Source organism: Streptacidiphilus alkalitolerans (assembly GCF_042511045.1).
Lineage (GTDB): Bacteria > Actinomycetota > Actinomycetes > Streptomycetales > Streptomycetaceae > Streptacidiphilus > Streptacidiphilus alkalitolerans.
Genome location: NZ_JBHEZX010000001.1, coordinates 326,135 through 350,648, shown reverse-complemented (window position 1 = coordinate 350,648; position 24,514 = coordinate 326,135). Strand labels below are relative to the sequence as shown.

Genomic DNA, 24,514 nt, shown 5'->3' with positions numbered 1-24,514 from the left:
CTGTGCGGCCCCTGCTCGGACTGCTCGGTGTGCTGGTGGTCCTCGGCACGCTCTCCTCGGTGGTGCGGACCCTGGTGATCCCCCGGCCCTCCCGCTCCAGCTTCACCCGGGTGGTCAGCGGCGCCCTCTACATCCCGTTCCAGGCGGTCGCCGACCGCTGCCGCAGCGTCGAGCGCAAGGACAAGGTGCTCGCCCCGGCCGCGCCGCTGTCGCTGCTGCTGACGCTGGTCCTCTGGCTGGCGGCCTTCATGCTCGGCTACGCCCTGCTGGAGGCCGCGGTCAGCGATCTCGACGCCAAGGCGGCGATCGGCGAGGCCGGGTCCTCGCTGTTCACGCTCGGCTTCCTGAGCAGCCACCGCAGCGCCCTCACCGCGGTCGACTTCTGCGCGGCGGCGACCGGACCGATCGTGATCGCCCTGCAGATCGGCTATCTGCCCTCGCTCTACGCCGCCTACGCGAGCCGCGAGGCCGAGGTGACGCTGCTTCAGTCGCGGGCCGGCAGCCCGCCCTGGGGCCCGGAGATCCTGGCCCGCTACGCCCAGGCCGAACTGCTGGACTCGCTGCAGGGGCTGTTCGGCAACTGGGAGCGCTGGGCGGCGCAGGTCAACGAGAGCCACACCACCTACCCGGTGCTGATCCTGTTCCGCTCGGCCCGGTCCAGCCGCAACTGGCTGGTGTCGCTGCTGGCCGTGCTGGACGCGGGCGCGCTGCAGCTGGCGTTCAATCCGTCCAGCCCGCAGACCCAGGTGCGGATGGCGCTGCGGGCCGGCTTCGTCTGCCTGCGCGACCTGGCCGAGGTCCGCGGCATCGGCTACAACGCGGACCCCTCGCCCGAGGACCCGCTGGACCTCAGCTACGAGGACTTCCTCGCGGGCGTGGCCCGGATGCGGCAGCAGGGCTTCCCGATGGAGCGCACCCCGGAGCAGGCCTGGCCGGACTTCCGCGGCTGGCGGGTCAACTACGAGGCGCTGGCCTATCTACTGGCCCATCACATCGACGCGGTCCCGGCCGCCTGGTCCGGGCCGCGGCGGACCCCGTCGGTCATGATCACCCCGACCACCCCGCAGAACCGCCGTCCGGCGGCGCACTGACCCGGCGTCACGTCCGCCAGTCGGCTGCGACCAGCTCGGCGGCCACCAGCTCGGCCGCCCGCTGCGGATCGCCGCCGGCCCGTTCGAGCAGCGCGGCCGTGCTGTAGCGCAGGGTGGCGGCCGGGAGGCCGGAGCCGAGCTTCAGCCCGTGCTCGAAGCGGTCCTGGTAGAGGACCGGGTCGAACTCCGGGCAGAGCCGGTGCACCGCGTGCAGCAGCTCCCAGGCGTCCGCGTCCTGCCGCTCGCGCAGGGCCGGGTCGCAGGCGGCGACGGCCTCCGGCACGCCGAAGCTGTCCGGCTCGTACTCGTCGAGGTAGGGGAGCAGCTCGGATACGCCCAGGTACTGCGCCGCCGCGAAGGTGTGCCAGTGAGCTCCTTCGTCCGCGTGCAGCAGTTCGGCCACCAGCGGGACCGCCCGCAGGTCGTGCCGCCGGGCCAGTCCGCGGATGCCCTCCTCGCGGGCTTCGCCGTAGGGGTCCGTGGTCCGCTCCCAGAGCGCGGCCCGGATCTCCGCCGAGTCCACCTCCAGTTGGAAGCCGAGGACGAAGGCGGCCCAGTTGCGGACCTCGTCGTCCTCGTCCCGGGTCAGCCGGATCAAGGTGCGGACGGCGACCCCGTCCGGCTCGGGGCCGGTCAGCGGGGTGAACGAGTTGGGGACCATGACCCGCACCTCCGGATCCGGGTGCCAGGACAGCTCGGCCAGGACCGGGATCGAGCGCGGGTCGTCGAGGTACTCCAGGGCGCGGGCCAGCCGGGCCAGGACGCAGCCCTCCTGCTCCCGTCCGGCCAGTGCCACCAGCGCGGTCGCCGCCTCGGTGCGCACCTCGGCGTGCTGGTTGCCGGCGTCGCCGAGCAGGTCGCAGCCGGTCGCGCGGTCCTCCGGGTCCTCGGCGCCGAGCAGCTCGACCCCCAGCCGCAGCGCCTGCTGCGCGCTTGTCTCCATACGGGCAGTCTGAACGATCGTGAGTGCTGCCGCGCCTGGTTTTTGTGCGGAACATTCACGTCCGGGTAATAGATCGTCAACTGTCCCCACGCGGCGTGGTGTTAGGTGGGAGCATGTGCGACGCTACAGGGGTGGGCAGGGGGAGTACGGAGAGGCAGGGCAGGGTTGTGATGGAACTCGATGCTGCTGACGACATCGATCTGAACAACGGCGATCCGCGCGGGCTGTTCGCCGGCTACCTGGACGCGGTGGGGCAACGCCGCGAGCAGCCGTTCACCGCCTTCCGCGCCGGGGAGGTCGTCCTGCCGGACGGCGTGCTGCTCCCGGCCGACCCGGCCCTCCCGGTGTCGCCGGAGTTCCCGGCGTCCGGCCTGCCGACCGGGCGGCACCCGGTGTGGATCCGGGTCGAGCCGGACGCCCAGGGGGACCCCGTGGTGGTGCTGGCCGTCGTCCCGTTCGGGGAGCAGCCGGCCCTGCGCTGGGTCGCGGACCGGGGTCTGGACTGCCCGATCCGATCGGACCTGCTCTGCCTCGGCCCGGCCGCGGCCGATCCGCGCGCCCGGCAGCACCTGCTGGCGCTGGCCCGCCCGGAGATCGCCCGGCGCGGCCGGCGCCGTCCGGAGGCCGCCGGGCTGCCCGCGGTCACCCCGCTGCCCGGCGCCTTCCGCAAGGGCTGGCAGGTCCTCGCCGACCCCGTCACCGGCGCTGACCTGGTCGGGCTGCTCACCGCTGCCCGGCACGGGGTGCAGGCGATCGGCCGCGCCGCGGACGGCACCGTCGCGGCCTATGTGCTGGACCTGACCGGCTGAGCCGCTGACCGCCTGAGCCGCTGACCGCCTGACCGGTCAGGCCGGCAGGTCGGGCGCGTCGAGCACCGGCTGCACATGGATCGGCATGTTCAGCGGGCGTCCGCCCGGGCCGGGGGCGGTGGAGATGTAGGCGGCGAGTTCGTAGACCGACTCGGGCGACGGCAGGTCGACCACCCAGTAGCCGGCCAGGAACTCCTTGGTCTCGGAGAACGGGCCGTCGGTGACCAGCGGCTCGCCGCTGCTCCCGGCCCGGACGATCCTGGCCTTGTCCGGCATGTCCAGGCCCTGGGCGTCGATGAGCCGCCCGGTCTCGGAGATCCGCTTCTCGACGCCGCCCATGAAGGCGATGTGCGCCTGGAGCTCGTCCTTGGTCCAGTCGGTGATGGGCGGGAAGCCGGCCGACTCCTGGCTGAACTGCATCAGCAGCATGTACTTCATGGCGTGCTCCTCGGGTCCTGGTCTCGGGTGCGCCGGTGCTCCGGCGCCCTCGCCCATCAGTCGGAGCCGCACGCCGGTTCTCTACACGCCGACGGTAGTTCTTCGGGAGCAGTTCTCGGCGGAGGCGGCGGTCCGCGCTCCCGTGCGCCCCGGGCGGGCACCAGTGCGCTGAGATGGATAGATGACAATTGCATCTAATCTTGAGAAGGTTGTAGGCAGCAACCAGTGAAACGAGGACAAGCCCATGGCCGGCGATACCGCGCCCTCCCTGCCAGCCGCTGATCCGCATGCCGAGCACGGTCCCCGCTACAAGTGGATCGCGCTGTCCAACACCACGCTCGGCATGCTGATGGTGATGATCAATCAGTCGATCGTGCTGATCGCCCTGCCCGACATCTTCAAGGGCATCAAGCTCAATCCGCTCGACCCCCACAACACCAGCTACCTGCTGTGGATGATGATGGGGTTCATGGTGGTGACCGCCGTGCTGGTGGTCTCCTTCGGGCGGTTGGGCGACATGTTCGGCCGGGTCAGGATGTACAACCTCGGCTTCGCCCTGTTCACGGTCTGCTCCATCCTGCTCTCGCTCACCTGGGGCAGCGGCAGCCAGGCCGCCCTGTGGCTGATCGGCTGGCGCGTGGTCCAGGGCATCGGCGGTGCGCTGATCTTCGCCAACTCCACCGCGATCATCACCGACGCCTTCCCGGTCAACCAGCGCGGCACCGCGCTCGGCATCAACGTCATCGCCGGTATATCCGGCGGCTTCATCGGCCTGATGCTCGGCGGTGTGCTCGGCCCGGTCGGCTGGCGCTGGATCTTCCTGGTCTCGGTCCCGGTCGGCATCTTCGGCACCGTCTGGGCCTACCTCAAGCTCAAGGACACCGGCCACCGCAACCCGGCCAGGATGGACTGGTGGGGCAACCTCACCTTCGCCGTCGGCCTGATCGCGATCCTGGTCGGCATCACCTACGGCATCCAGCCCTACCACGGCGCCAGCACCGGCTGGGGCAACCCCTGGGTGATCGGCTCCATGGCCGGCGGGGTGATCGTGCTGGTCCTCTTCGGCTTCATCGAGACCAGGGTCGCCGAACCGCTGTTCAACCTCTCGCTGTTCCGGATCCGGGCCTTCGTCGCGGGCAACCTGGCCAGCCTGCTGACCGCGCTCGGCCGGGGCGGGCTGCAGTTCATCCTGATCATCTGGCTGCAGGGGATCTGGCTGCCGCTGCACGGCTACAGCTTCAGCAAGACCCCGCTCTGGGCCGGCATCTATATGATCCCGATGACGGTCGGCCTGCTGATCGCCGCGCCGATCTCCGGGCTGCTCTCGGACCGCTTCGGCTCCCGGCTGTTCACCGTCGCCGGGGCGCTGCTCAACGCGCTCAGCTTCGGCCTGCTGATGGTGCTGCCGGTGAACTTCTCCTACCCGGTCTTCGCGGTGATCCTGATGCTGAACGGCCTGGGCGCCGGCCTCTTCGCCTCGCCCAACCGCGCCGAGATCATGAACTCGGTGCCCGCCAACCGGCGCGGGGTCGGGGCCGGGATGACGGCGACCTTCCAGAACTCCGCCATGGTGCTCTCCATCGGCGTCTTCTTCAGCCTGATCGTGGTCGGCCTGTCGACCCATCTGCCCAGCGCCATGTACAGCGGTCTCGCCGCCCAGGGCGTGCCCGATGCGACGGCTCATCAGATCTCCCAACTGCCGCCGCTGGCCGTGCTGTTCGCCGCCTTCCTGGGCTACAACCCGATGCAGCAGCTGCTCGGCCCGCAGGTGCTGCAGAACCTCCCGTCGGGCAAGGCGGACTACCTGACCGGCCGCAGCTTCTTCCCGCACCTGATCACCGGCCCGTTCCAGGACGGCCTGGCCGTGGCCTTCTGGTTCGCCCTGGGCGCCTGCCTGATCGCCGCGGTGGCCTCGGCGCTGACCGGCGGCATCAAGCCGGTGCGGGCCGGGGTGCCGGACCAGCCCGAGGAGTTCCCCAGCCCGGCGGTCGGCGACGAGCCGGTCTCCGCGGCGGACGTCCGCGAGGCGCTGCGCGAGAACTGATCCGAAGGGGCCGGGGGCGTCCGCCCCCGGCCCCTGATCTCTGCTCCCCGGCTGCTGGGAGCGCTCCCGTGAGTTACTTCAATAATTGAACGCAGCAGCCCCTCTTGACGGCGTGTCAGCCCGCTGACTTCATGTCCTGTGAACGATTCGGCCCACCCGCTGAAAGGTTTGGTGCTCGTTTTCATGGTAGCGCTCCCAAAATTCAAGGCCGCGACCGCTGTCGCCGCCCTGCTGGCCGCCCTGCTGATCCCGTTCGCGGGAGCCGGTGGGGCGCAGGCCGCCGATACGACGACCTGCGCCCCGCAGGGGACCCTGCCGGTCAACAACGGCGAGTACACCCTGCAGGCCAATGAGTGGAACTCCAGCCTCCAGCAGTGCGTCACCTCCAGCGGCGGCACCGCCTGGTCGGTCAGCACCGCGAACTTCAACCTCGGCACCAGCGGCGCCCCCGCCACCTATCCGTCCCTCTACAAGGGCTGCCACTGGGGGGCCTGCACCACCGGCAGCAACCTCCCGATCCAGATCAGCAGCCTCGGCAGCGCCACCAGTTCCTGGAGCACGGTCCAACCGGCCTCCGGGGCGTACGACGTCGCCTACGACCTGTGGATCAACTCCACCCCGACCACCGCCGGCCAGCCGGACGGCACCGAGATCATGATCTGGCTGAACAGCCGGGGCGGGGTCCAGCCCTTCGGGTCGCAGACCGGGACCTCCAGCGCGGCCGGCCACAGCTGGAACGTGTGGACCGGGCAGCAGACCTCCTGGAAGATCATCTCCTATGTGCTCCAGGGCGGCGGCACCTCGTTCAGCAACCTGGACGTCAAGGCGCTGATCAACGACGCCGTCTCGCGCGGCTCGGTCAACCCCGCGCACTACCTGATCGACGCCGAGGCCGGCTTCGAGATCTGGCAGGGCGGCCAGGGGCTGGCCACCAGCAGCTTCTCCTTCAACGCCACCAGCGGCACCGGCGGCGGGGGAGGCGGCGACACCCAGCCGCCGACCGCGCCGTCCAACCTGGCGGTCAGCGGCACCACCAGCTCCTCGGCCGCGCTCAGCTGGACCGGCTCCACCGACAATGTCGGCGTCACCGGCTACAACGTCTACCGGGGCGGCACGCTGGTCGGCACGGCCACCGGCACCAGTTACACCGACACCGGGCTGAGCGCCTCCACCGGCTACAGCTACACGGTCAAGGCGGTCGACGCGGCCGGCAACCTCTCCGCCGCGTCCAACAGCGTCACCGCGACCACCCAGGCGGGCTCCGGGGGCGGCGGTTCCGGCAGCGGCTGCGCGGCCTCGCTGGCGGTCACCAACCAGTGGAACCCCGGCTTCACCGACACCGTCACCGTGACCAACCGGGGCACCAGCGCCACCCACGGCTGGACGGTGACCTGGACCTGGCCCAACGGCCAGCAGGAGACCAGCGCCTGGAACGCGGCGGTGAGCCAGTCGGGCAGCGCGGTCACCGCGACCAATCTGTCCTACAACGGCGCCGTCGCGCCGGGCGCCAGCACCACCTTCGGCGTCCAGGGCAGTTGGAGCGGCAGCAACGGCGTCCCCAGCCTGAGCTGCACGGCGAGCTGAGCCCGCCCGCGCTCAGGCGGTCAGCAGCGGACGGCGTGCCAGGGCTTCCGGCAGCAGATCGTGCTGGATCAGGAAGACTGCCACGTCGTCCGCCCGCGGCGACTTGGCGTGGCTCGGGCCGACCAGGTGGTCGGCCAGCCGTCCCAGCCATCCTGCGGTGGTGCCCGCGGCCGGGTCGGGGCCCGGCGCGCTGCCGACCCACTCCCTGACCGTGGCCAGCAGCCGTTCCAGCGAGGTGTCGATGTCCTCGTGCCGGGTCTCGATCAGCCCGTCGGTGTAGAGCAGCAGGGTCTCGCCGGGCGCCAGCACGGTCTCCGACTCCGGGTAGTACGCGGCCGGGTCCACCCCGAGCGGCGGGCCGCCGGGCAGGCCCAGCTCGACGGCGGTGCCCTGCCCCGCGTGGATCCTGGCCGGCTGCGGGTGGCCCGCCCGGGCCGCGCTGACCGCGCCGGTGGCGGGGTCGAGCGAGAGGTAGCAGCAGGTGGCGAAGAGGTCGGTGTCCAGCTCGGCCAGCAGGCGTCCGGTCCTGGCCAGCACCACGCCGGGGGAGTGCCCCTCGGCGGCGTAGGCGCGCAGGGCGATCCGCAGCTGGCCCATCACCGCCGAGGCCTCGATGCTGTGCCCCTGGACGTCGCCGACCACCAGGCCGACCCGTCCGTCCGGCAGTTGCAGCAGGTCGTACCAGTCCCCGCCGACGGCCATCCCGGTGGTGCCGGGGAGGTAGCGCACCGCGGTGCTGTGGTCCGGGACGGCCGGCAGCCGGCGCGGCAGCATGGCCCGCTGCAGCTCGGCGGCCCACTGGTGCTCGGTGTCGTAGAGCCGGGCCCGGGACAGCGAGTGGGCCAGGATGCCGGCCACGGCGGTGAACAGGGTGCGCTGGGCGTCGTCGAAGGACTTGGTGCCGGCGAAGCCGAAGAGGCAGGCGCCGCGCCAGCCGTCGGAGCCGGACAGCGGCAGTACCGCCCAGGAGCGGGTGGCCGAGGAGGCCGGCAGCTGGAGGCCCTCCAGGAAGAGCGGCTGCTCCTCCTGTATCGCGCGCCGCATCGCCTCCCCTGCGGCCTCGCGCAGCAGCGCGTCCGGCTCCGCCTCGATCAGCAGGTTCTCGGCGTTGAGCGCGGGCCTGGCGATGTCGGTCATCACCCGGGTCACATCGTCGACGCTGGCGGCCCGGGCCAGCGCGCGGGTGAGGGTGAGCAGGAAGGCGTCGGCCGGGCCGGCGGCGGGCTCCGGGGCTTCGGAGGGCGCGGCGGTTCCTTCGGAGCGGTCCGGCCGGCCGGCCTCGGCGCCCTCGTCGGTGCGGTCGAACATCAGGCCGAGGACCCGCTGCGGGCGTCCGTCCGGGCCGAGCAGCACCTCGCCGCGCTCCTCCAGCCGCCGGACGCTGCCGTCGGGGTGCACCACCTGGTAGCCGTAGCGGTACCGGCCGCCGCGCTCGATCACCTCGGCGACCGCGGCGGGCATCCGCGCCGAGTCGTCCGGGTGCAGGGCCTCCAGGAAGGCGGCGGCACGGCCCTCGACGTCCTCGGGGGCCGTGCCCAGCATCCGGCAGACGGCGTCGTCCCAGAGGACCTCTCCGCTGATCAGATTCCACTCAAAGGCACCTGCGCGGGCGGCGTGGGCCGCTGCGGCGAGTGGCGGGGTGTGGGCGGCGGGCAGTTGCTCGTGGGCCATTCCGCGACGTCTCCGAATGATCGGGTGAGGTATGCGCCAATTAGTCCGCTTTCTGGCGTTGTGTAAAGCATACGTAGGATATTCATAGGTTTGGTGTGGTTGTGTCCGGCCTCACGTGACCACGTTGATCGGCGGAGCGTCGCTGCCCGCCGCGCCCACCGGCACGTCCGGGTCGCGGAACCAGGACCCCTGCACCGCCCACTGGATCAGCATCAGCACCACGCCGAGCAGCAGCGAACCGATACCGATCACGGTCACCCCGCCGGTCTCGCCGAACAGCGGCAGGTTGATCGAGGTCTCGCCGTAGTTCGGGTCGGCATAGACGTCGAAGGCCGCGTAGCAGAAGAAGTACAGCAGCAGCAGGCCGCCGAGGCCCGGCAGCAGGCCCTTGAACACGAAGTTGCCGACGCTGCGGGTGAGCACCTTGCGGAAGTACCAGACGCAGGCGAAGCCGGTGAGGCCGTAGTAGAAGGCGATGCCGAGGCCGACCGAGGAGATCGAGTCGGAGAGCACATTGCCGCTGATCAGCACCAGCAGCACATAGAAGGCGATCGAGGCCAGGCCCATCCCCAGGGTGGACCAGGTGGGGGTCTGGAACCTGCGGTGCACCCGGGCGAACTGCGAGGGGATCGCCTTGTGGGCGGCCATCGAGAAGCTGGTGCGCGCGGTCGGCAGGATCGTGGTCTGGGTGGACGCGGCCGAGGAGGTCAGCACCATGAAGATCAGCAGCTTGGCCATGAACCAGCCGAGGCCCTTGTCGCCGAAGACCGCGTTGCCCAGCCCGGACAGCACGTCCCCGGCGTTGTCCGGGTTGCCCAGGCCGACCCCCTTGGTCCCGACGCCCGCGAAGGACTGCGCCGAGGTGGACACCAGCGCGTAGATGACCAGCAGCAGCACGGTGGAGATCACCGCCGCGCGTCCCGGTGTGCGCTCCTTGTCGGCGGTCTCCTCGTTGACCGAGACGGCGGTGTCCCAGCCCCAGTAGATGAACACGGCCAGCAGGATGCCGGAGGTGAGGGCGCTCGCGGTGGGCACGTTGAAGGGGTTGAACCAGGACCACGCGACATGCAGCGAACCGGCCGGCGCATTGCTCGAGTAGGCCTTGACCAGGGCGGTCACCGAGAAGATGGCCAGCATCAGCACCTCGACCCCGAGCAGCCAGCGCTGCAGCGCCGCCGAGATCTCGATGCCGACGTAGCAGATGGCCGTCATCACCGCGATCCACACCACGCCGGCCACCGTGGTCCAGGTGGTGCTGCTCGCCAGCCCGGGGAAGCCGATCAGCTGGAAGCCGTAGGAGCCGGCGATCTGGGCCAGGTTCGCCATCACGATGACGTCCGCGATGATGATGCCCCAGCCGCCCATCCAGCCGGTGCGGGGCCCGAAGGCGCGGGCGGCCCAGGTGAAGGTGGTGCCGCAGTCGGGGTCGACCTGGTTGAGCTCCTTGTAGGCGTAGGCGATCAGCAGCATCGGGATGAAGGCCAGGATGGTGATGATCGGCGCCTGCAGCCCGACCACCGCCACGATGAAGCCGAGGGTCGCCGCCAGGCTGTAGGCCGGGGCGGTGGAGGCCAGTCCGATGGCGATCGAGGAGAAGAGGCCGAGGGCGTTGCCCTTGAGGCCCTTCTCGCCCGAGCCGGAGCCGCTCGGAGCGGAGGAGGAGGCAGCGGAGGAGCCGGAGGGCGGTGCGGTGGGGGGTGTGCTCATCTCAGGATTCCCGGGCCTTTCACGGTCGGACCTGGAGCGCGTTGACGCGCCGCCATGGCCGGATGGTAGGGCGCGATGGCTGGTTTCCGACAGACTGACGGCGCGTCAAACGGTTGAATCTTCGCGGGTGTTTCCCGTTATGACTCCACCAGGCGGCGCAGCAGCGCCACCGAGTCGATCAGGGTCCGCTGCTCCTCCGGGTCGAGGTGGCTGCGGACGGCCTGAAGCAGCCAGTTCTCCTTGGCGGTCCTGATCTCGGCGAGCAGGGCCAGCCCGTTCTCGGTCGCGGCCATCACCACCTGGCGGCCGTCGGTGGGGTGCGGGCGGCGGTCGACCAGCCCCTGCTGCTCCAGTGCGCCGAGGGTGGCCCCCATCGACTGCGGGCGCACCCGCTCGGCCCGGGCCAGTGCGGCCGGGGTGTCCGGGCCCTCGGTCGCCAGCCGGTGCAGCACGGCGGCCTGGGACAGCGTCAGCGCGGCCCACTCGTGCGCGGCGCGCATCCGGCGCATCAGCTGACCGGTCAGCACCCGCAGCTCGGTGACCGCCTGGGACAACTGCTCTTCGTGGACCATGCGGCCACGCTATTACCCGTGTTGCCGCGGAGCCAGCCGCGCCCCGCACCGGACGGGGCCGGTACGGGGCGCAGCGGGTGCTGCCGGTGTGCTCCGGGTCAGATGACGCGGATGTTCTCGGCCTGCGGGCCCTTCTGGCCCTGCGCGATCTCGAACTCGACCTGCTGGCCCTCGAGCAGCTCGCGGTAGCCCTGGGCGTTGATGTTGGAGTAGTGGGCGAAGACGTCGGCGCCGCCGCCGTCCTGGGCGATGAAGCCGAAGCCCTTCTCCGAGTTGAACCACTTCACGGTGCCGGTTGCCATGCTGCTCCCTGTCAGGAGTTGGGGGCGTGCCTGATGCCCGCCCTCAGGGTTGAGGTGATCGCCCTGGTCCTCCGACTGGTGCACAGCACAACGCCCACGGCCAAGGACCGCGGGCACATGAGACTTCGGAACCACGACTGCTGCCGGGAAAGGTATCGGATATGCGTTCGCCTGGCTACGGTGAGCAGGCAACAGTATGGTCAACTCGGCTTAAACCGTGCCCTTTTAGCCATGCTTCGTCCGGATGGTGGGACGCCGGTGCCTTCGGTGTCGCGGCGGCCGTCCCGCAGCAGGTCGCGCCACTGCTCGACGCTCCAGTCGCCCGGGTGGGTGGTGCTGATGAAGTCCTCGACCACCTCCAGGAATCGGCGCGGATCGCTGTGGAACGGGAAGTGGCCCGCGCCTTCGAAGATCTCCAGCCGGCTGCCCGGCATCGCGGCATGGGCGTGGTAGGCGTGCCGCACCGGGACGACGCTGTCGCGCGACCCCCAGAGCAGCATCGTCGGCAGACCGCGGACCAGGTAGCAGCGGTCGAGCATGGTGACCACCTGGCCGCGCCAGTCCACCACCGCGCGCAGGGTGCGGATGAACGCGCTGCGGGCGGTGGCGTCGGGCAGCGCGTCCACCAGGTTGAGCAGGTCCGGGGCGTCCTGGCCGAGATCGGTGTTGAGCAGCCGCATCAGCTGGATGAAGAGGTGGGTCTGCAGCCGCGCGCCGGGCAGCTTGAGCGAGGACAGCATCAGGTCCGCGCCGGGCAGCGACACCGCCCGCAGCACCGGGTTGACCTCGCGCCCCACCCCGCCGGTGCTGACCAGCACCAGCCGCTCGGTGCGCTCGGGGAACTGGTACGCGAACTGCATCGCCACCCCGCCGCCGAGCGAGTGGCCGATCAGGGTGGCCCGTTCGATGCCCAGCACCCCGAGCAGGTCGCGCATGCCGTTGGCGTACGCGGCCACCGAGTAGTCGGCCCTGGGCTTGTCGGAGGCGCCGTGGCCGAGCAGGTCGGGGGCGATCACGGTGTGCTTCTCGGCCAGTCCGGGGATCAGCCCGGCCCAGGTGGCGGAGGAGTCGCCGATCCCGTGGATCAGCAGCACGGCCGGGCCCGACCCGGCGATCCGGTAGGCCCTGCGGTGGCCGTGGACCACGTGGTGGCGCAGTTCCAACAGCGCACCTCCTCCTGGTCCTTCGAGGGTAGGGCGGCCGTGTGGCCGGCGGTTACCGGCAGGTTTCGTCGCCGAGAAGACTAGTTGCGTCGGGCGGCGAGTTCGGCGAGGACCCGCTGGGTGTCGCGGTCGGGGAGGTCGCTGCTGCCGGTCTGCGGCGGGCGCGGGCCGGACTGGCGCCGGTGGTTGCGCTCCAGGGCGTAGGCGAGGACGAAGAGGAGGACGAGGGCTATCGCTGCTGTGGTCATGGCAGTAATTGTTCTCTCGTCTCGATCCTGCCAGAAGTGGCAGTAGAGCCCTATCTCCACTAAATCCTGCCAGCTATCCTGGCGGCATGCTGAAGACCGTTGCCGTGGTGCTCATCGACCTGACCGCGCCGTTCGAGTTCGGTGTGGTCTGCGAGGTGTTCGGGATCGACCGCACCGAGGACGGGGTGCCCTCGTTCGACTTCCGGGTCTGCGGCGAGCGGCCCGGGGAGCCGCTGCAGCTGAGCGTCGGCGCGCAGATCGTCCCCGGGCACGGCCTGGACGGCCTGCTGGACGCCGACCTGGTGGCCATCCCGGCCGCGGTGATCCGCGGCGAGTACCCGCCCGCGGTGCTGGACGCGGTACGGGCCGCCGCCGCGCGCGGCGCGACCATCCTGACCGTGTGCAGCGGCGCCTTCCTGCTCGGCGCGGCCGGGCTGCTGGACGGCCGCCGCTGCACCACCCACTGGCGCCACGCCGACGAGTTCGCCAAGCGCTTCCCCGAGGCGAAGCTCGACCCCGACGTGCTGTTCGTGGACGAGGGCAGCATCATCACCAGCGCCGGCACCGCCGCCGGGATCGACGCCTGCCTGCACCTGGTCCGGCGCGAGCTCGGCTCGGGCCCGGCCACGGTGATCGCCCGGCGGATGGTCGTCCCCCCGCAGCGGGACGGCGGCCAGCGGCAGTACATCGCCGTCCCGATCCCGGAGCGGGACGCCGACAGCCTGGAACCGCTGCTCGAATGGATGCTGGAGACCCTGGACACCGAGCACACCGTCGCCTCGCTGGCCCGCAGGGCGCAGCTGTCCACCCGGACGCTGGCCCGGCGCTTCGCCGCCGAGACCGGCACCACCCCGCAGCGCTGGCTCGCCTCGCAGCGGGTGGCGCAGGCCCGGCGGCTGCTGGAGGAGTCGACGCTGGGGGTGGACGAGATCGCCCGCTCCTGCGGCTTCGGGACCGCCGCGCTGCTGCGGCACCACTTCCGCCGGGCGGTCGGGGTCACCCCGATGGACTACCGCAGGGCGTTCACCCAGTGCTAGCGGGATTGTCGGACCCCCGGTGTTCAATGTCGGCATGGCCATCCGACCCACCCGCGCGCACAGCAACCCGGACGACTCCACGGTCGTCCGGGCCGAGGACTGGTACGGGCGCGAGCTCGCAGGCGACACCTACACCGGGTACAGCTTCCTGGACACCGACTGGACCGAGGTCAGCACCCAGGGCGCGGTCTTCAACGAGTGCACCTTCGCCGGGGTGAGCTTCAACGCCTCCCGGCACACCGGCGCGGCGTTCACCAACTGCACCTTCCGCGGCTGCGCCTTCTTCGACACCCGGTTCTCCGACTGCAAGCTGGTCGGCAGTCAGTTCCAGCGCTGCAGCTTCACCCTGTTCCAGGTCAGCGGCGGGGACTGGTCCTTCACCGGCCTGCCCGGCGCGGACCTGCGGCAGGCGAGCTTCGAGGACGTCCGGATGCGCGAGTGCGACCTCGGCGGCGCCCGGCTGGAGAAGGCCGTGCTGATCGGCTGCGACCTGTCCGGGGCGACGCTGCACGGCGCCAAGCTCGGCGGCGCGGACCTGCGCGGCAGCGACCTGTCCGCGCTGGACCCGCTGACCGCGGAGATCCGCGGCGCGATCATCGGCCTGGAGCAGGCCGCGCAGATCGCCACGGCGCTGGGCCTGCAGGTCCGCTGATTCCGGGCGGTTCGCTCGTAGCATCGCAGGCATGCGCACAGTCATCGCCGGAGGACACGGCCAGATCGCCCTGCACCTGGAAAGCCTGCTCGCCGCGCGCGGCGACACACCGGTCGGCCTGATCCGCGGCAGCGGGCAGCAGGAGGCCGACCTCCGCGCGGCCGGCGCCGAGCCGGTGGTCTGCGATCTGGAGAACGCCACGGTGGAGCAGGTCGCCGCGGTGCTCGCCGGGGCCGACGCGGCGGTGTTCGCCGCGGGCGCGGGGGCCGGCAGCGGCGCCGACCGCAAGGACACGGTGGACCGGGCCGCCGCCGTGCTGTTCGCCGACGCGGCCGAACGGGCCGGCGTGCGGCGCTTCGTGCTGCTCTCCTCGATGGGCGCCGACCGCGAGCCCCCGCCCGGCACCGACCCGGTCTTCGCCGCGTATCTGCGTGCCAAGGGCGCGGCCGACGCCGACCTGGCCGCCCGGCAGGCCCTGGACTGGACGATCCTGCGCCCCGGCCGCCTCACCGACGACCCGCCCACCGGCAGGGTGCTGCTGGCCGGGCGGACCGGACGCGGCAGCGTCACCCGGGCGGACGTGGCCGCGGTGATCGCCGCGCTGCTGGCCGCCCCGGCGACCAGCGGGCTCACCCTGGAACTCATCGCCGGGGACGTCCCGGTGGAGCAGGCCGTGGCCGAGGCGGGCGCCCAGCAGGGCTGACGGACAAGCGGCTTGACCGACCGTCAACCCCTGCGCACCTCCGCCGTCACCGAGTCGATGCGCAGCGGATGGCCCGGCTGGGTGGCCGGCCCGGGCTGCCCGCCGAGGGCGGCGGGCAGGCCGCCGCCGATCGCCAGGTCCAGGATCAGGAACATCCCGTGGTCCACGGCCCGGCTCCAGACCGCCGGGTCGATCCCGGCGGCCGACACCCGGTGGTACTCGCGGCCGTCCAGGTACCAGCGCACCTGCTCCGGGCTGGCCGAGCGGTCCACCTCCACGGCGTAGCGGTGGAAGCCGGTGCCGCAGGCCGGGCACGGCTGCTCGCCCGAGCCGAGGCCCTGCGGCTCCCGGCACGGGCCGCCCGCGACGGTCCCGCAGTGCAGCGTGCCGAAGACCGAGGGCCGTCCGTCCACCGACTCCATCACGTCCCACTCGCCGACCCCCGGCCAGCCGGTCCAACCGTTCCGCAGCGCGCCGCCGAGGGCCCAGAACGCGGGCCAGTAGCCGGCCGCCGCGGCGCCGCTGACGTCGGGCAGCTGGATCGACGCCTCGATCCGCAGCAGACCGCCGGGCGGCGCCGCCAGGTCGGCCCGGCGCGACTCGATCCGGCCCGAGGCCCAGCCGCCGTCGGCGGTCCTGGTCGGCAGGATCTCCAGCGCGCCCCTGCCGTCCAGCCGGACGTTGGCGGTGGAGTCGGTCATGGTCTCCACCTCGCCGGTGCCCCAGGCCGCCGCCGGGCAGCCCGGGTAGCAGGTGCCGAGGTCGGCCTTCCACAGCGCGCCTGACGGCCTGGCGCCGGCCGGACCGTTGAAGTCGTCCCGGAACAGCGGCGTCCACCCCGTACCGGTGCTGCCGCTGCCCGCCGGCACCGGCGCGAGCAGCGCGGCCATCCGCGCGGTCAGCACCACCGCCGCGACATCGGTGAGGTGCGCGCTGTCGCGGTAGAGCAGGATCCGGTCCCGTACCGCCGGGCAGTCCTGGCCGGTGCCGGGGCAGAGCACCGGGTTGAGGTCCAGCACCCGCACCCCCGGCTCCCGCCCGGCCGCGACGGCGTCCGCCAGCGGGTCGGGCAGCAGCGCCTGGGCGCGGGGGAAGTCGCAGTCACCGGGGTCGCTGCGGTGCCCGGACACGCAGGCGGGGATGTCCGTGCCCGGCACGGGGGTGTCCTTGAGGTAGACGATCGGCACGCCGAGCGCCCGCAGCGGCGTCAGTGTCTGCTCCCAGCCGGCGGCCAGCGCCTTGGCGTCGGCGGTGTAGCGGTTGAGCGAGGCGATGACGATCAGATCGGGCCGGGGCTCGGCCCGCAGCCGGTCCAGGGTTCCGGCCCGCCAGGTGTCGCACTCGGTGTAAGTACGGCCCAGCTGGGGGTTGCTGACGGTCAGTCGGGGCAGTGGGCAGCCCTGCTTGACCAACTCTTCCAGCGCCCAGTGCCGTTCGGCCGCGACCCCGAGCAGGGTGGAGAACCACTGGCCCGCGTGGGAGTCGCCGAGCAGCACGATCCGGTGGGTGCTGCCGGTGTCGCCGAACACGCAGTGCGCCGGGCTGACGGTGGCGGCGGGGGCGACCTCGCAGTCCCGGTCCGGCGGGAAGCTGTTCCTGGCCTGGATCGGGTTCGGCACCACCGGGCCGGTGACCGAGCCGCCGGTGCTGTGCTCCAGCAGCGAACTGCCCGAGGCCGCGCCGGGCGGGAGCCCGGCCAGGTCCACCGGGGTGCCGTTGCCCAGCAGCCGCAGGGTGCCGCTGCCGGCCACCAGGGCCAGCACCACCGGGATCACGACGGCGGCCAGACCCAGCGAGAGCCCGCGCCGGGGCAGCTCCGACACCACGGCCGAGCGCCGCAGCGGACGTTCGACCCAGCGCATGGCCGCGGCCGCGGGCAGCACGGCGGCCAGCGTCAGCGCGGCCTTCACCGGCCAGCCCAGCGGGCCGAACCGGGCCTGCGCCAGCACCAGGACCGGCCAGTGCCAGAGGTAGAGGTTGTAGGAGATCCGGCCGACCGCCCGCGGCCCGCGCAGCGCCAGCAGCCGTCCCACCCCGTAGCGCGGAGCGCCCTGCGCCTCGCCGTCCCGGTCGGGGGCCCCGGCCAGGATCACCGCCGCCGCGCCGAGCGTGGGCAGCAGCGCCGCCGTACCCGGGTACGGGGTCGCCGCGTCGTAGCGCACGCAGGCGTAGAGGATCGCCGCCGCGCCCGCCCAGCCGCAGACCGCCCGCAGCGGGCGCGGGCCCTTCAGCCGGCGCCAGGGCAGCAGCGCCAGCAGCGCGCCCACGCCGAACTGCCAGGCCCGGGACGGGGTGCCGAGGTAGGCCAGGGACACCGAGCCGCTGCTCCAGCGCAGGCAGAGCAGGAACGAGCCGGCCGTCGCGGCCGTGGTCGCGGCCAGCAGCACCAGCCGGGCCGGGCGCGGCCTTCGGGCGGCGACCAGCACAAGCAGCGCCACCAGCGGGGCCCAGACCAGGTAGAACTGCTCCTCCACGGCCAGCGACCAGAAGTGCAGCAGCGGGCTGGGATCGCGTCCGGCCGCCAGGTAGTCGGTCTGCTCGTTGATGAAGCGCCAGTTGGAGACGCTGAGCGCGGCGGCCAGGACGTCGTGGCAGAGGTCCGCCCGCCGCAGCGGGGCGACCAGCCACAGCCCCAGCGGCACCACCGCGACCAGGACCAGGGCGGCCGACGGCAGCAGCCGCCGGGCTCGGCGGGCGAAGAACTCGCCCAGCGCGATCCGCCCGGTGCCGAGCGCCTCGCGCAGCAGCAGCGAGGTGATCAGGTAGCCGGAGATGACGAAGAAGACATCCACCCCGACATAACCGCCGGCCAGGTGCGGAACCGAGGCGTGGAAGCCGAGGACGGCGAGCAGCGCGACGGCGCGCAGGCCCTCGATGTCAGGCCGGAACCCGGCCCGGCCGGGCCGCTCCGGGGACGGGGGCGTGGGCGGGGAGATGCTGGTCCGCGTGGGCGTGGGCGGGGCCGCGGTGGGAGACACGAGAGAGTGACCTTTCTGCCCCGGTCAGGGCAGCATCGGGTTGACCTGGCCGGAGGCCAGCACAGCGATCAGGACGAGCGAGGCGCTGAACGCCAGCGCCTCGGGCCAGCGCCGCGGCAGCACACCCGCGCGGCGCTCGACCGGGCGCAGCCGCGCGGCGCGCAGCCGGGGCGCACGCTGCGGCCACAGCTCCTTGAGCAGGTCGCGCAGCAGCGGCAGGCCGAGCTGACACTGCACCAGCAGGTAGAGCCCGAGGCCCCAGTTGGGCTGCCAGCCGTAGCGCGCCACGTCCCAGGCGATCCCGGCCGCCGCGGCCCCGTTGGAGGCGGCCACCCAGACCGCGGAGACGATCACCACCCGTCGGGCCAGCCCGCCCGGCCGGGCCTTCCCGGCCCCGGTCGGCACCCAGGCGGCGCTGCGTCCGCGCAGCACGTGCCAGAAGGCGGCGCCCGCCGCGATGCTCATCAGCAGGTTGGCCCGGATCACCTCGAGCCGCCAGCGGGTCCGGCTGACCCGGGGCAGCAGCACATGCCAGAGCCACAGCGGGGCCAGCATCGGCAGCACGTGCCAGGGCCGGATCTGCTCCGGGTACCAGAACATCATCACCAGCGGCGGGAGCGGCGCGGCGAAGGTGTTGACCACCATGGCCAGATAACCGACCACACCCTCGTAGAAGCACAGCCGCATCCGCCAGGGCGCGCCGGCCCGGTGCAGGTCACGGCCGCGCAGCAGGTGCAGATTGCCCATCGCCCAGCGGTACTGCTGGTTCACGAACGAGGCCAGGCTGTCCGGCGAGGTGCCCTTGGCGACCAGCACCGGGACGTAGAGGGTGCGGTAGCCCTGCCCGTACAGGCCGAGCCCGGTGTACAAGTCCTCGCTGTGGTCCAGCCGGGCGAAGCCGCCGGCGGCGTCCAGGGCCGTGCGCCGGTAGACGGCGTTGCTGCCGCAGCAGATCGCGGCGTCGCTGGCGTCCCTGGAGGGCTGGATCCAGCGGAAGAACCACTCCTGCGCGGATCCGGCGGCGCGCTGGATCCAGCCCATCTCGGCGGTGGTGTCGAAGCACTGCGGGCTCTGCACGATGCCGACCTCGGGGTCGGCGAAGTAGGGGAGCAGATGGCGCAGGGCGTCCGGGCGCGGGGCGAAGTCGGCGTCCAGGATGGCCACGTACTCGCCCTGACTGAGGGTCAGCGCGTGGTTGAGGTTCCCGGCCTTCTTCAGATGGCCGCGGTCCGGGCGGACCACGTAGCGGAAGCCGTGCTCGGCGGCCAGCTCGGCCACCTCGGCCCGGTCGGCGTCGTCCAGCACCCAGACCGTCAGCTGCCCGGGCCACTCGACCAGCGCGGCGGCGCGGTAGGCGTTGGCCAGCACGTCCAGCGGTTCGCCGCAGGTGGGGAGGTAGAGGTCGACGGAGGGGTGGTCGGCCGGCTGCCAGGCCCGGACCAGGACCTGGTGCGAGCGCAGGGTGAGCCGGCGCTGCCGCAGGCTGTTGGCCGAGGAGAGGCACAGCGCGACCAGGTTGAGCCCGAGCACGCCGAGGAAGGCCCAGAGGGCGGGGGTGCGCAGCGCGAAGGCGAACATGCTCGCCGCGGTGAGGGTGAAGGCCAGTGAGGTGCACAGCAGGACCCAGCGGCGCTGCGGTCCGAAGTACCAGTACAGCTCCTGATCGTCAGGAGGAGAAGGAAGATGATGCACGGTCATGCGGCGACCGTAACCTAGTGGTCTAGACCAAAGTGGTCTAGTCCACGAGCTGGAACAGTCGGCGGGGTGAACGTTCGGCAACGTGCGGCGGTTAGGGTGGCGATCACAGGTGTGGATCTCGGCAGGGGAGCGGACGCATGGCGAGCAGCAACGGCGTGACCAACTGGGCCGGGAACATCACTTTCACCGCGGACCGGCTGCAGCGTCCCGCTGACCTGGACGAACTGCGCCGCACGGTGGCCGCGGCCCGGTCGGTCCGGGTGCTCGGGACCGGCCACTCCTTCAACCGCGTCGCCGACACCGACGCCGGCGGCACCCTGCTCTCGCTGGCCGGCCTGCCGCCCCGGTACGAGGTCGACGCCGAGCGCTCCACCGTCACCGTCGCGGCCGGAATGCGCCACGCCCAGGTCGCGGAACTGCTCCAGGCGGACGGGCTCGCCCTGGCCAACCTGGCCTCGCTGCCGCACATCTCGGTCGCCGGAGCCGTCGCCACCGGCACCCACGGCTCGGGTGACGGCAACCAGGGCCTCGCCTCGGCCGTGGCCGCGCTGGAACTGGTCGGCCCGGACGGCGACCTGGTCCGGATCGCCCGCGGCGCGGAAGGCTTCGACGGCGCCCCGGTCCACCTCGGCGCACTGGGCGTGGTCACCGCGGTGACCCTGGACGTGGAGCCGACCTACCAGGTGTCCCAGTACGTCTACACCGGCCTGAGCCTGGACGCCCTCGCCGCGGACCCGGCGGCGGCGACCGGCGCGGGCTACAGCGTCAGCGTCTTCACCGACTGGCACGCACCGGAGGCCCGGCTCTGGCTCAAGCTCCGCGGCGACGGTGACGGTGGCGTCGGCGGTGACGGTGGCTCGGCCGTGCCGGAGCCGCCGCTGGGCGCCGTCCCGGCCGACCGTCCGCACCACCCCGTCCCCGGCGTCCCGGCCACCCACTGCACCGCCCAGCTCGGCGTCCCCGGCCCCTGGCACGAGCGGCTTCCGCACTTCCGGCCCGATTTCACCCCGAGCGCGGGCGCGGAGCTGCAGTCCGAGTTCCTGCTGCCGAGGACGGCCGCCGCGGCGGCCATCACCGCCCTGCGCGGCCTCGGCGACCGGATCGCGCCGGTGCTGCAGATCTCGGAGATGCGCACGGTCGCGGCGGACCGGCTCTGGCTCAGCCCCGCCTACGGCCGCGACTCGGTGGCCTTCCACTTCACCTGGGTCCCGGACGAGACGGTGGTGGCCCCGGTGCTGGCGGCGGTGGAGGCCGCGCTCGCCCCGCTGGGCGCGCGCCCGCACTGGGGAAAGCTGTTCACGGCGGGTGTCGGCGAGGTGGCGGCGCGGTACGAGCGCATCGCGGACTTCCGGAAGCTGGCGGCCGAGCTGGATCCGGCGGGCAAGTTCCAGAACGCGCTGGTGCGGGGCGTGCTGGCCGTCTGAGAGGACGGGGCGGGCCCCTTGCGTCGGGGTGGGCCCCTTGCGCCTGGGCTGGCTTGTCGCACATCATATATGAGACATCTGATATCAGCAGCCCTGCGACGATCCCGGGAGCCCTCCGCGTGTCCGACACCCTGCCCCGTCCCGGCTCGCTGCCGTCCCGTACCGAGGCGGTGCTCGACGCGATCCGGCACGCGATCCTGACCGGCGAGCTGAAGCCGGGACAGGCCCTGGTCGAGACCGAGTTGGCGGCCCGGCTCGGTGTGTCGAAGACCCCGGTGCGGGAGGCGCTGAAGACCCTGGCCGGATCCGGGCTCGTCGCCATGAGCCCCTACAAGGGGGCCGCCGTCCGGGAGTTGGACCAGGGGCTGGCCCGCTGCGTCTACGACATGCGGCTGCTGCTCGAACCCGACGCCGCCGCCCGTACCACCGCCGCCGCGGCCTCCGCCGAGGGGAGCCGCAGGTGGGAGGCGGCCGGAGCGGCGCTGGACCGGGCCGACCTCGCGGCCGACGCCGCCGACCGCTCCCTGGCCAACCGGGACTTCCACCGGGCGCTCTACTCGGGCTGCGGCAACCCGCTGCTGGTGAAGTCGCTGGACGAACTCCGGGACCAGACCGCGCTGGTGGCCGGTGCGACCTGGGCGACGGTGCCGTCCTGGGCGGACGAGGCCCGCGAGCACCGGGCCATCCTGGCCGCGGCCGAGGCCGGCGACCCGGAGCTGGTACGGGAATTGACGCACCGTCATATCAGTTCCTTCGTGGCCCGTTCGTTCACCGAGGGGGATGTCTGATGCTCGACACCGTGGTCGCGATACCCGTCACGCCGTTCGCCCCGGACGGCGGGGTCGACTGGGACGCCCACGCCGCCCTGATCGGCCGTCTGGTGGCCCACGGCATCAGCACCGTCACCGTCAACGGCAACACCGGCGAGTTCTACGCCCTCACCCCGTCCGAGGCCCGCCGCGCGGTCGAGTCCGCGGTGGCGGCCGTGGCGGCGGCCGGCGGCGGGGCGGAGGTTGTGGTCGGCGTCGGTCTGGACCTGCCGGGCGCGACGGCCGCGGCCCGGCACGCCGCCGGGGCGGGCGCGGGGGCGCTGATGATCCATCAACCGGTGCACCCCTACCGGTCCGCCGAGGGCTGGATCGACTACCACCGCGCCATCGCCGACGCGGCCCCCGGCCTGGGCGTGGTCCTCTACGTCAGGGACGAGCGGATCGGCGGCGCGGAAATCCGGGCCCTCGCCGACCGCTGCCCCAACCTGATCGGGGTGAAGTACGCCGTCCCGGACCCGGTCCGCTTCGCCTCGGTCGCCCGGGACACCCGGTCGGACCGGCTCGGCTGGGTGGCCGGGCTGGCCGAGCTCTCCGCCCCCGGGTACTGGGCCGCCGGTGCGACCGGCTTCACCTCGGGCCTGGTCAATGTGGTGCCCGAACTCTCACTGGCCCTGCTCTTCGCGCTCAGGGACGGCGACTACCCCGAGGCGATGCGGATCTGGGAGTCCGCCCGCGGCTTCGAGGAACTGCGGGCCGCCGACGCCGCCGCCGACAACGTCAGCGTGGTCAAGGAGGCGCTGGCCCAACTCGGGCTCTGCGACCGCGCGGTACGGCCGCCCTCGCGGCTGCTGCCCGGCCCGGTCAGGGCCCGGATCGCCGAGTCCCTCGCCGACTGGCAGAAGGAGGGGTGGCTGTGAGCGGCAAGCCCCTGCGCAGCGCGGCCTGGTTCGGCGACAGCGACGGCGGCGCCGAGGGTGGTGGCGGATCCGGGACCGGCGGCGGCCTGCGCGCCTTCAGCCACCGCTCGCGGATGCGCCAGCTCGGCTACCTCCCCGAGGAGCACCTCGGCAAGCCGGTCATCGCGATCCTCAACCCCTGGTCCGACATCAACCCCTGCCACATGCACCTGCGCGAACGCGCCGAGCAGGTCAAGCGCGGAGTCTGGCAGGCCGGAGGCTTCCCGCTGGAGTTCCCGGTCTCCACCCTCTCCGAGACCTTCCAGAAGCCCACCCCCATGCTCTACCGCAACCTCCTCGCCATGGAGACCGAGGAACTGCTCCGCTCCTACCCGGTCGACGGCGCGGTGCTGATGGGCGGCTGCGACAAGACCGTCCCCGCCCTGCTGATGGGCGCGGCCAGCGCCGGGCTGCCCGCCCTGGTCGTCCCGTCCGGGCCGATGCTGCGCGGCCACCACCGGGGGCGCACCCTCGGCAGCGGCACCGACCTGTGGGCCTACTGGGACGAGTACCGGGCCGGGCGGATCGACGAGTGCGAGATGTCCCAGCTCTCCTGCGGCCTGGCCCGCTCCCCGGGCCACTGCATGACCATGGGCACCGCCTCCACCATGACCGCGGCCGCCGAGGCCCTCGGCATGGCGCTGCCGGGTTCGTCCGCGATCCCCGCCGTCGACTCGGCGCACCACCGGATGGCCGCCGCGAGCGGACTCCGGATCGTCGAGCTGGTCCGCGAGGACACCACCCCGGCGGTGGTGATGACCCGCGAGGCCTTCGAGGACGCCGCCGCGACCGTGCTCGCGCTCGGCGGCTCCACCAACGCCCTGATCCACCTGATCGCCATGGCCGGACGGGTCGGCGTCCCGCTCTCGCTGGAGGACTTCGACGCCCTCGGCCGCCGGGTCCCGGTGCTCGCCGACGTCCGCCCGGTGGGGGAGTACCTGCTGGAGGACTTCTACTACGCCGGTGGACTCCCGGCCCTGCTACGGCAGTTGAGCACCGTGCCGGGCGCGCTGCACCCGGACCGTCCGACCGTGGCCGGCCGCCCGTTCGGCACCTACTACGCCGATGCGGAGACGACCGGGCCCGCGATCCGCACGCCCGGCAAGCCGGTCGCCGAGGAGGGCGGCGTCGCGGTGCTGCACGGCAACCTCGCCCCCGGCGGCGCGGTGATCAAGCACCTGGCCTCCAGCCCGGCGCTGCTGTGCCACACCGGACCCGCCGTGGTCTTCGACTCCTACGCCGAACTGCGCGCGGGCATCGACGACCCGGCGCTCGGCATCACCGCGGACAGCGTGCTGGTGCTGCGCGGCGCCGGCCCGCTCGGCGGCCCCGGCATGCCGGAGTACGGGATGCTGCCGATCCCCGCGTACCTGCTGGAGGCGGGGGTCACCGACCTGGTCCGGATCTCCGACGCCAGGATGAGCGGCACCAGCTACGGCACCTGCGTACTGCACATCGCCCCCGAGTCGCACGCGGGCGGCCCGCTGGCACTGGTCCGCAGCGGAGACCCGATCACCCTGGACGTGGGCCGGAGGCTGCTCCAACTGGAGGTCGAACCAGCCGAGTTGGAGCGCCGACGGAGGGCCTGGACGCCCCCGCCGCCGGTCTTCCGGCGCGGATACGGATCGCTCTACGCCGAGCATGTCACCCAGGCCGACGAGGGCTGCGACTTCGACTTCCTGGCCCACCCGGGGCGCGACCCCTTCCCGGACCCGCACTGACGG

The 24,514-nt window shown here is 72.6% G+C and carries 21 protein-coding genes; 11 read left to right on the top strand and 10 right to left on the bottom strand.

The window, feature by feature from the left end:
• Positions 1 to 2: 2 nt before the first annotated feature.
• Positions 3 to 1,091, top strand: a complete 1,089-nt coding sequence (locus tag ACEZDG_RS01655) for a hypothetical protein (protein ID WP_380501380.1) — start codon at positions 3 to 5, stop codon at positions 1,089 to 1,091.
• A 7-nt stretch (positions 1,092 to 1,098) separates the two neighbouring features.
• Here ACEZDG_RS01655 and ACEZDG_RS01650 read toward each other — a convergent pair whose 3' ends face one another.
• Positions 1,099 to 2,034, bottom strand: coding sequence for a HEAT repeat domain-containing protein (locus ACEZDG_RS01650; RefSeq protein ID WP_380501378.1), 936 nt, complete (start codon positions 2,032 to 2,034; stop codon positions 1,099 to 1,101).
• A gap of 170 nt (positions 2,035 to 2,204) precedes the next feature.
• Here ACEZDG_RS01650 and ACEZDG_RS01645 point away from each other — a divergent pair, with 170 nt between their 5' ends.
• Positions 2,205 to 2,843 (top strand): hypothetical protein, encoded by a 639-nt coding sequence (locus tag ACEZDG_RS01645; protein ID WP_380501376.1) that lies wholly within the window; start codon positions 2,205 to 2,207, stop codon positions 2,841 to 2,843.
• Positions 2,844 to 2,879: 36 nt separating this feature from the next.
• On the opposite strand, the gene ACEZDG_RS01640 is transcribed toward ACEZDG_RS01645, so the two are convergent.
• Positions 2,880 to 3,281 carry a YciI family protein gene (locus ACEZDG_RS01640; RefSeq protein ID WP_380501374.1) on the bottom strand — a complete coding sequence of 134 codons (402 nt, stop codon included), beginning with the start codon at positions 3,279 to 3,281 and terminating at the stop codon, positions 2,880 to 2,882.
• Positions 3,282 to 3,525: 244 nt separating this feature from the next.
• Here ACEZDG_RS01640 and ACEZDG_RS01635 point away from each other — a divergent pair, with 244 nt between their 5' ends.
• Positions 3,526 to 5,325: an MFS transporter gene (locus ACEZDG_RS01635; RefSeq protein ID WP_380501372.1), complete on the top strand. Its 1,800-nt coding sequence runs from the start codon at positions 3,526 to 3,528 to the stop codon at positions 5,323 to 5,325.
• A gap of 183 nt (positions 5,326 to 5,508) precedes the next feature.
• Positions 5,509 to 6,909 (top strand): GH12 family glycosyl hydrolase domain-containing protein, encoded by a 1,401-nt coding sequence (locus ACEZDG_RS01630; RefSeq protein ID WP_380501370.1) that lies wholly within the window; start codon positions 5,509 to 5,511, stop codon positions 6,907 to 6,909.
• Positions 6,910 to 6,921: 12 nt separating this feature from the next.
• Here the strand turns inward: ACEZDG_RS01630 and ACEZDG_RS01625 are convergent, their stop codons facing one another.
• From ACEZDG_RS01625 to ACEZDG_RS01600, 6 genes are all read right to left on the bottom strand, one after another.
• Complete coding sequence (locus ACEZDG_RS01625) at positions 6,922 to 8,580, bottom strand: SpoIIE family protein phosphatase (protein WP_380501368.1); 1,659 nt, start codon at positions 8,578 to 8,580, stop codon at positions 6,922 to 6,924.
• Between the two features lie 111 nt (positions 8,581 to 8,691).
• Positions 8,692 to 10,287 carry an APC family permease gene (locus ACEZDG_RS01620; RefSeq protein WP_380501366.1) on the bottom strand — a complete coding sequence of 532 codons (1,596 nt, stop codon included), beginning with the start codon at positions 10,285 to 10,287 and terminating at the stop codon, positions 8,692 to 8,694.
• A gap of 137 nt (positions 10,288 to 10,424) precedes the next feature.
• Positions 10,425 to 10,859 (bottom strand): MarR family winged helix-turn-helix transcriptional regulator, encoded by a 435-nt coding sequence (locus ACEZDG_RS01615; protein ID WP_380501364.1) that lies wholly within the window; start codon positions 10,857 to 10,859, stop codon positions 10,425 to 10,427.
• A 98-nt stretch (positions 10,860 to 10,957) separates the two neighbouring features.
• Positions 10,958 to 11,161 (bottom strand): cold-shock protein, encoded by a 204-nt coding sequence (locus ACEZDG_RS01610; protein ID WP_380501362.1) that lies wholly within the window; start codon positions 11,159 to 11,161, stop codon positions 10,958 to 10,960.
• 200 nt (positions 11,162 to 11,361) lie between these two features.
• Positions 11,362 to 12,324 (bottom strand): alpha/beta fold hydrolase, encoded by a 963-nt coding sequence (locus ACEZDG_RS01605; protein ID WP_380501360.1) that lies wholly within the window; start codon positions 12,322 to 12,324, stop codon positions 11,362 to 11,364.
• 80 nt (positions 12,325 to 12,404) lie between these two features.
• A complete protein-coding gene (locus tag ACEZDG_RS01600) occupies positions 12,405 to 12,572 on the bottom strand; it encodes a hypothetical protein (protein WP_380501358.1) in 168 nt (55 codons plus the stop codon).
• 86 nt (positions 12,573 to 12,658) lie between these two features.
• Between ACEZDG_RS01600 and ACEZDG_RS01595 the strand changes: the two genes are divergently transcribed.
• The 3 genes from ACEZDG_RS01595 to ACEZDG_RS01585 are packed head-to-tail and all read left to right on the top strand — an operon-like array spanning position 12,659 to position 14,964.
• Positions 12,659 to 13,609 carry a helix-turn-helix domain-containing protein gene (locus ACEZDG_RS01595; protein WP_380501356.1) on the top strand — a complete coding sequence of 317 codons (951 nt, stop codon included), beginning with the start codon at positions 12,659 to 12,661 and terminating at the stop codon, positions 13,607 to 13,609.
• Positions 13,610 to 13,643: 34 nt separating this feature from the next.
• Positions 13,644 to 14,261, top strand: a complete 618-nt coding sequence (locus ACEZDG_RS01590; protein ID WP_380501354.1) for a pentapeptide repeat-containing protein — start codon at positions 13,644 to 13,646, stop codon at positions 14,259 to 14,261.
• Between the two features lie 31 nt (positions 14,262 to 14,292).
• A complete protein-coding gene (locus ACEZDG_RS01585; protein WP_380501351.1) occupies positions 14,293 to 14,964 on the top strand; it encodes an NAD(P)H-binding protein in 672 nt (223 codons plus the stop codon).
• Between the two features lie 23 nt (positions 14,965 to 14,987).
• Here the strand turns inward: ACEZDG_RS01585 and ACEZDG_RS01580 are convergent, their stop codons facing one another.
• Positions 14,988 to 17,942 (bottom strand): SGNH hydrolase domain-containing protein, encoded by a 2,955-nt coding sequence (locus ACEZDG_RS01580; RefSeq protein ID WP_380501349.1) that lies wholly within the window; start codon positions 17,940 to 17,942, stop codon positions 14,988 to 14,990.
• Between the two features lie 24 nt (positions 17,943 to 17,966).
• Positions 17,967 to 19,640 (bottom strand): glycosyltransferase family 2 protein, encoded by a 1,674-nt coding sequence (locus ACEZDG_RS01575; protein WP_380501347.1) that lies wholly within the window; start codon positions 19,638 to 19,640, stop codon positions 17,967 to 17,969.
• Between the two features lie 137 nt (positions 19,641 to 19,777).
• Here ACEZDG_RS01575 and ACEZDG_RS01570 point away from each other — a divergent pair, with 137 nt between their 5' ends.
• From ACEZDG_RS01570 to ACEZDG_RS01555, 4 genes are all read left to right on the top strand, one after another.
• The gene (locus tag ACEZDG_RS01570) at positions 19,778 to 21,064 is read left to right on the top strand and encodes an FAD-binding protein (protein ID WP_380501345.1); all 1,287 of its coding nucleotides are present in this window, start codon (positions 19,778 to 19,780) and stop codon (positions 21,062 to 21,064) included.
• Between the two features lie 119 nt (positions 21,065 to 21,183).
• On the top strand, positions 21,184 to 21,852 hold the full coding sequence (locus ACEZDG_RS01565) for a GntR family transcriptional regulator (protein WP_380501343.1): 669 nt from the start codon (positions 21,184 to 21,186) through the stop codon (positions 21,850 to 21,852).
• The gene (locus ACEZDG_RS01560; protein WP_380501341.1) at positions 21,852 to 22,751 is read left to right on the top strand and encodes a dihydrodipicolinate synthase family protein; all 900 of its coding nucleotides are present in this window, start codon (positions 21,852 to 21,854) and stop codon (positions 22,749 to 22,751) included. The genes ACEZDG_RS01565 and ACEZDG_RS01560 overlap by 1 nt, the downstream gene beginning before the upstream one ends.
• Entirely contained in the window at positions 22,748 to 24,511 is a 1,764-nt protein-coding gene (locus ACEZDG_RS01555; RefSeq protein WP_380501339.1) for an IlvD/Edd family dehydratase, read from the top strand. Before ACEZDG_RS01560 ends, ACEZDG_RS01555 begins: the two co-directional genes overlap by 4 nt.
• The last annotated feature ends 3 nt before the right edge of the window (positions 24,512 to 24,514 follow it).

Bases quoted from the DNA above. Each gene is read 5' to 3' on its own strand.
- ACEZDG_RS01620 (WP_380501366.1), bottom strand. From the start codon at position 10,287: ATGAGCACACCCCCCACCGCACCGCCCTCCGGCTCCTCCGCTGCCTCC.
- ACEZDG_RS01590 (WP_380501354.1), top strand. From the start codon at position 13,644: ATGGCCATCCGACCCACCCGCGCGCACAGCAACCCGGACGACTCCACG.
- ACEZDG_RS01645 (WP_380501376.1), top strand. From the start codon at position 2,205: ATGGAACTCGATGCTGCTGACGACATCGATCTGAACAACGGCGATCCG.
- ACEZDG_RS01585 (WP_380501351.1), top strand. From the start codon at position 14,293: ATGCGCACAGTCATCGCCGGAGGACACGGCCAGATCGCCCTGCACCTG.
- ACEZDG_RS01630 (WP_380501370.1), top strand. From the start codon at position 5,509: ATGGTAGCGCTCCCAAAATTCAAGGCCGCGACCGCTGTCGCCGCCCTG.
- ACEZDG_RS01640 (WP_380501374.1), bottom strand. From the start codon at position 3,281: ATGAAGTACATGCTGCTGATGCAGTTCAGCCAGGAGTCGGCCGGCTTC.
- ACEZDG_RS01570 (WP_380501345.1), top strand. From the start codon at position 19,778: ATGGCGAGCAGCAACGGCGTGACCAACTGGGCCGGGAACATCACTTTC.
- ACEZDG_RS01560 (WP_380501341.1), top strand. From the start codon at position 21,852: ATGCTCGACACCGTGGTCGCGATACCCGTCACGCCGTTCGCCCCGGAC.
- ACEZDG_RS01650 (WP_380501378.1), bottom strand. From the start codon at position 2,034: ATGGAGACAAGCGCGCAGCAGGCGCTGCGGCTGGGGGTCGAGCTGCTC.
- ACEZDG_RS01615 (WP_380501364.1), bottom strand. From the start codon at position 10,859: ATGGTCCACGAAGAGCAGTTGTCCCAGGCGGTCACCGAGCTGCGGGTG.
- ACEZDG_RS01600 (WP_380501358.1), bottom strand. From the start codon at position 12,572: ATGACCACAGCAGCGATAGCCCTCGTCCTCCTCTTCGTCCTCGCCTAC.
- ACEZDG_RS01625 (WP_380501368.1), bottom strand. From the start codon at position 8,580: ATGGCCCACGAGCAACTGCCCGCCGCCCACACCCCGCCACTCGCCGCA.
- ACEZDG_RS01575 (WP_380501347.1), bottom strand. From the start codon at position 19,640: ATGACCGTGCATCATCTTCCTTCTCCTCCTGACGATCAGGAGCTGTAC.
- ACEZDG_RS01595 (WP_380501356.1), top strand. From the start codon at position 12,659: ATGCTGAAGACCGTTGCCGTGGTGCTCATCGACCTGACCGCGCCGTTC.
- ACEZDG_RS01610 (WP_380501362.1), bottom strand. From the start codon at position 11,161: ATGGCAACCGGCACCGTGAAGTGGTTCAACTCGGAGAAGGGCTTCGGC.
- ACEZDG_RS01635 (WP_380501372.1), top strand. From the start codon at position 3,526: ATGGCCGGCGATACCGCGCCCTCCCTGCCAGCCGCTGATCCGCATGCC.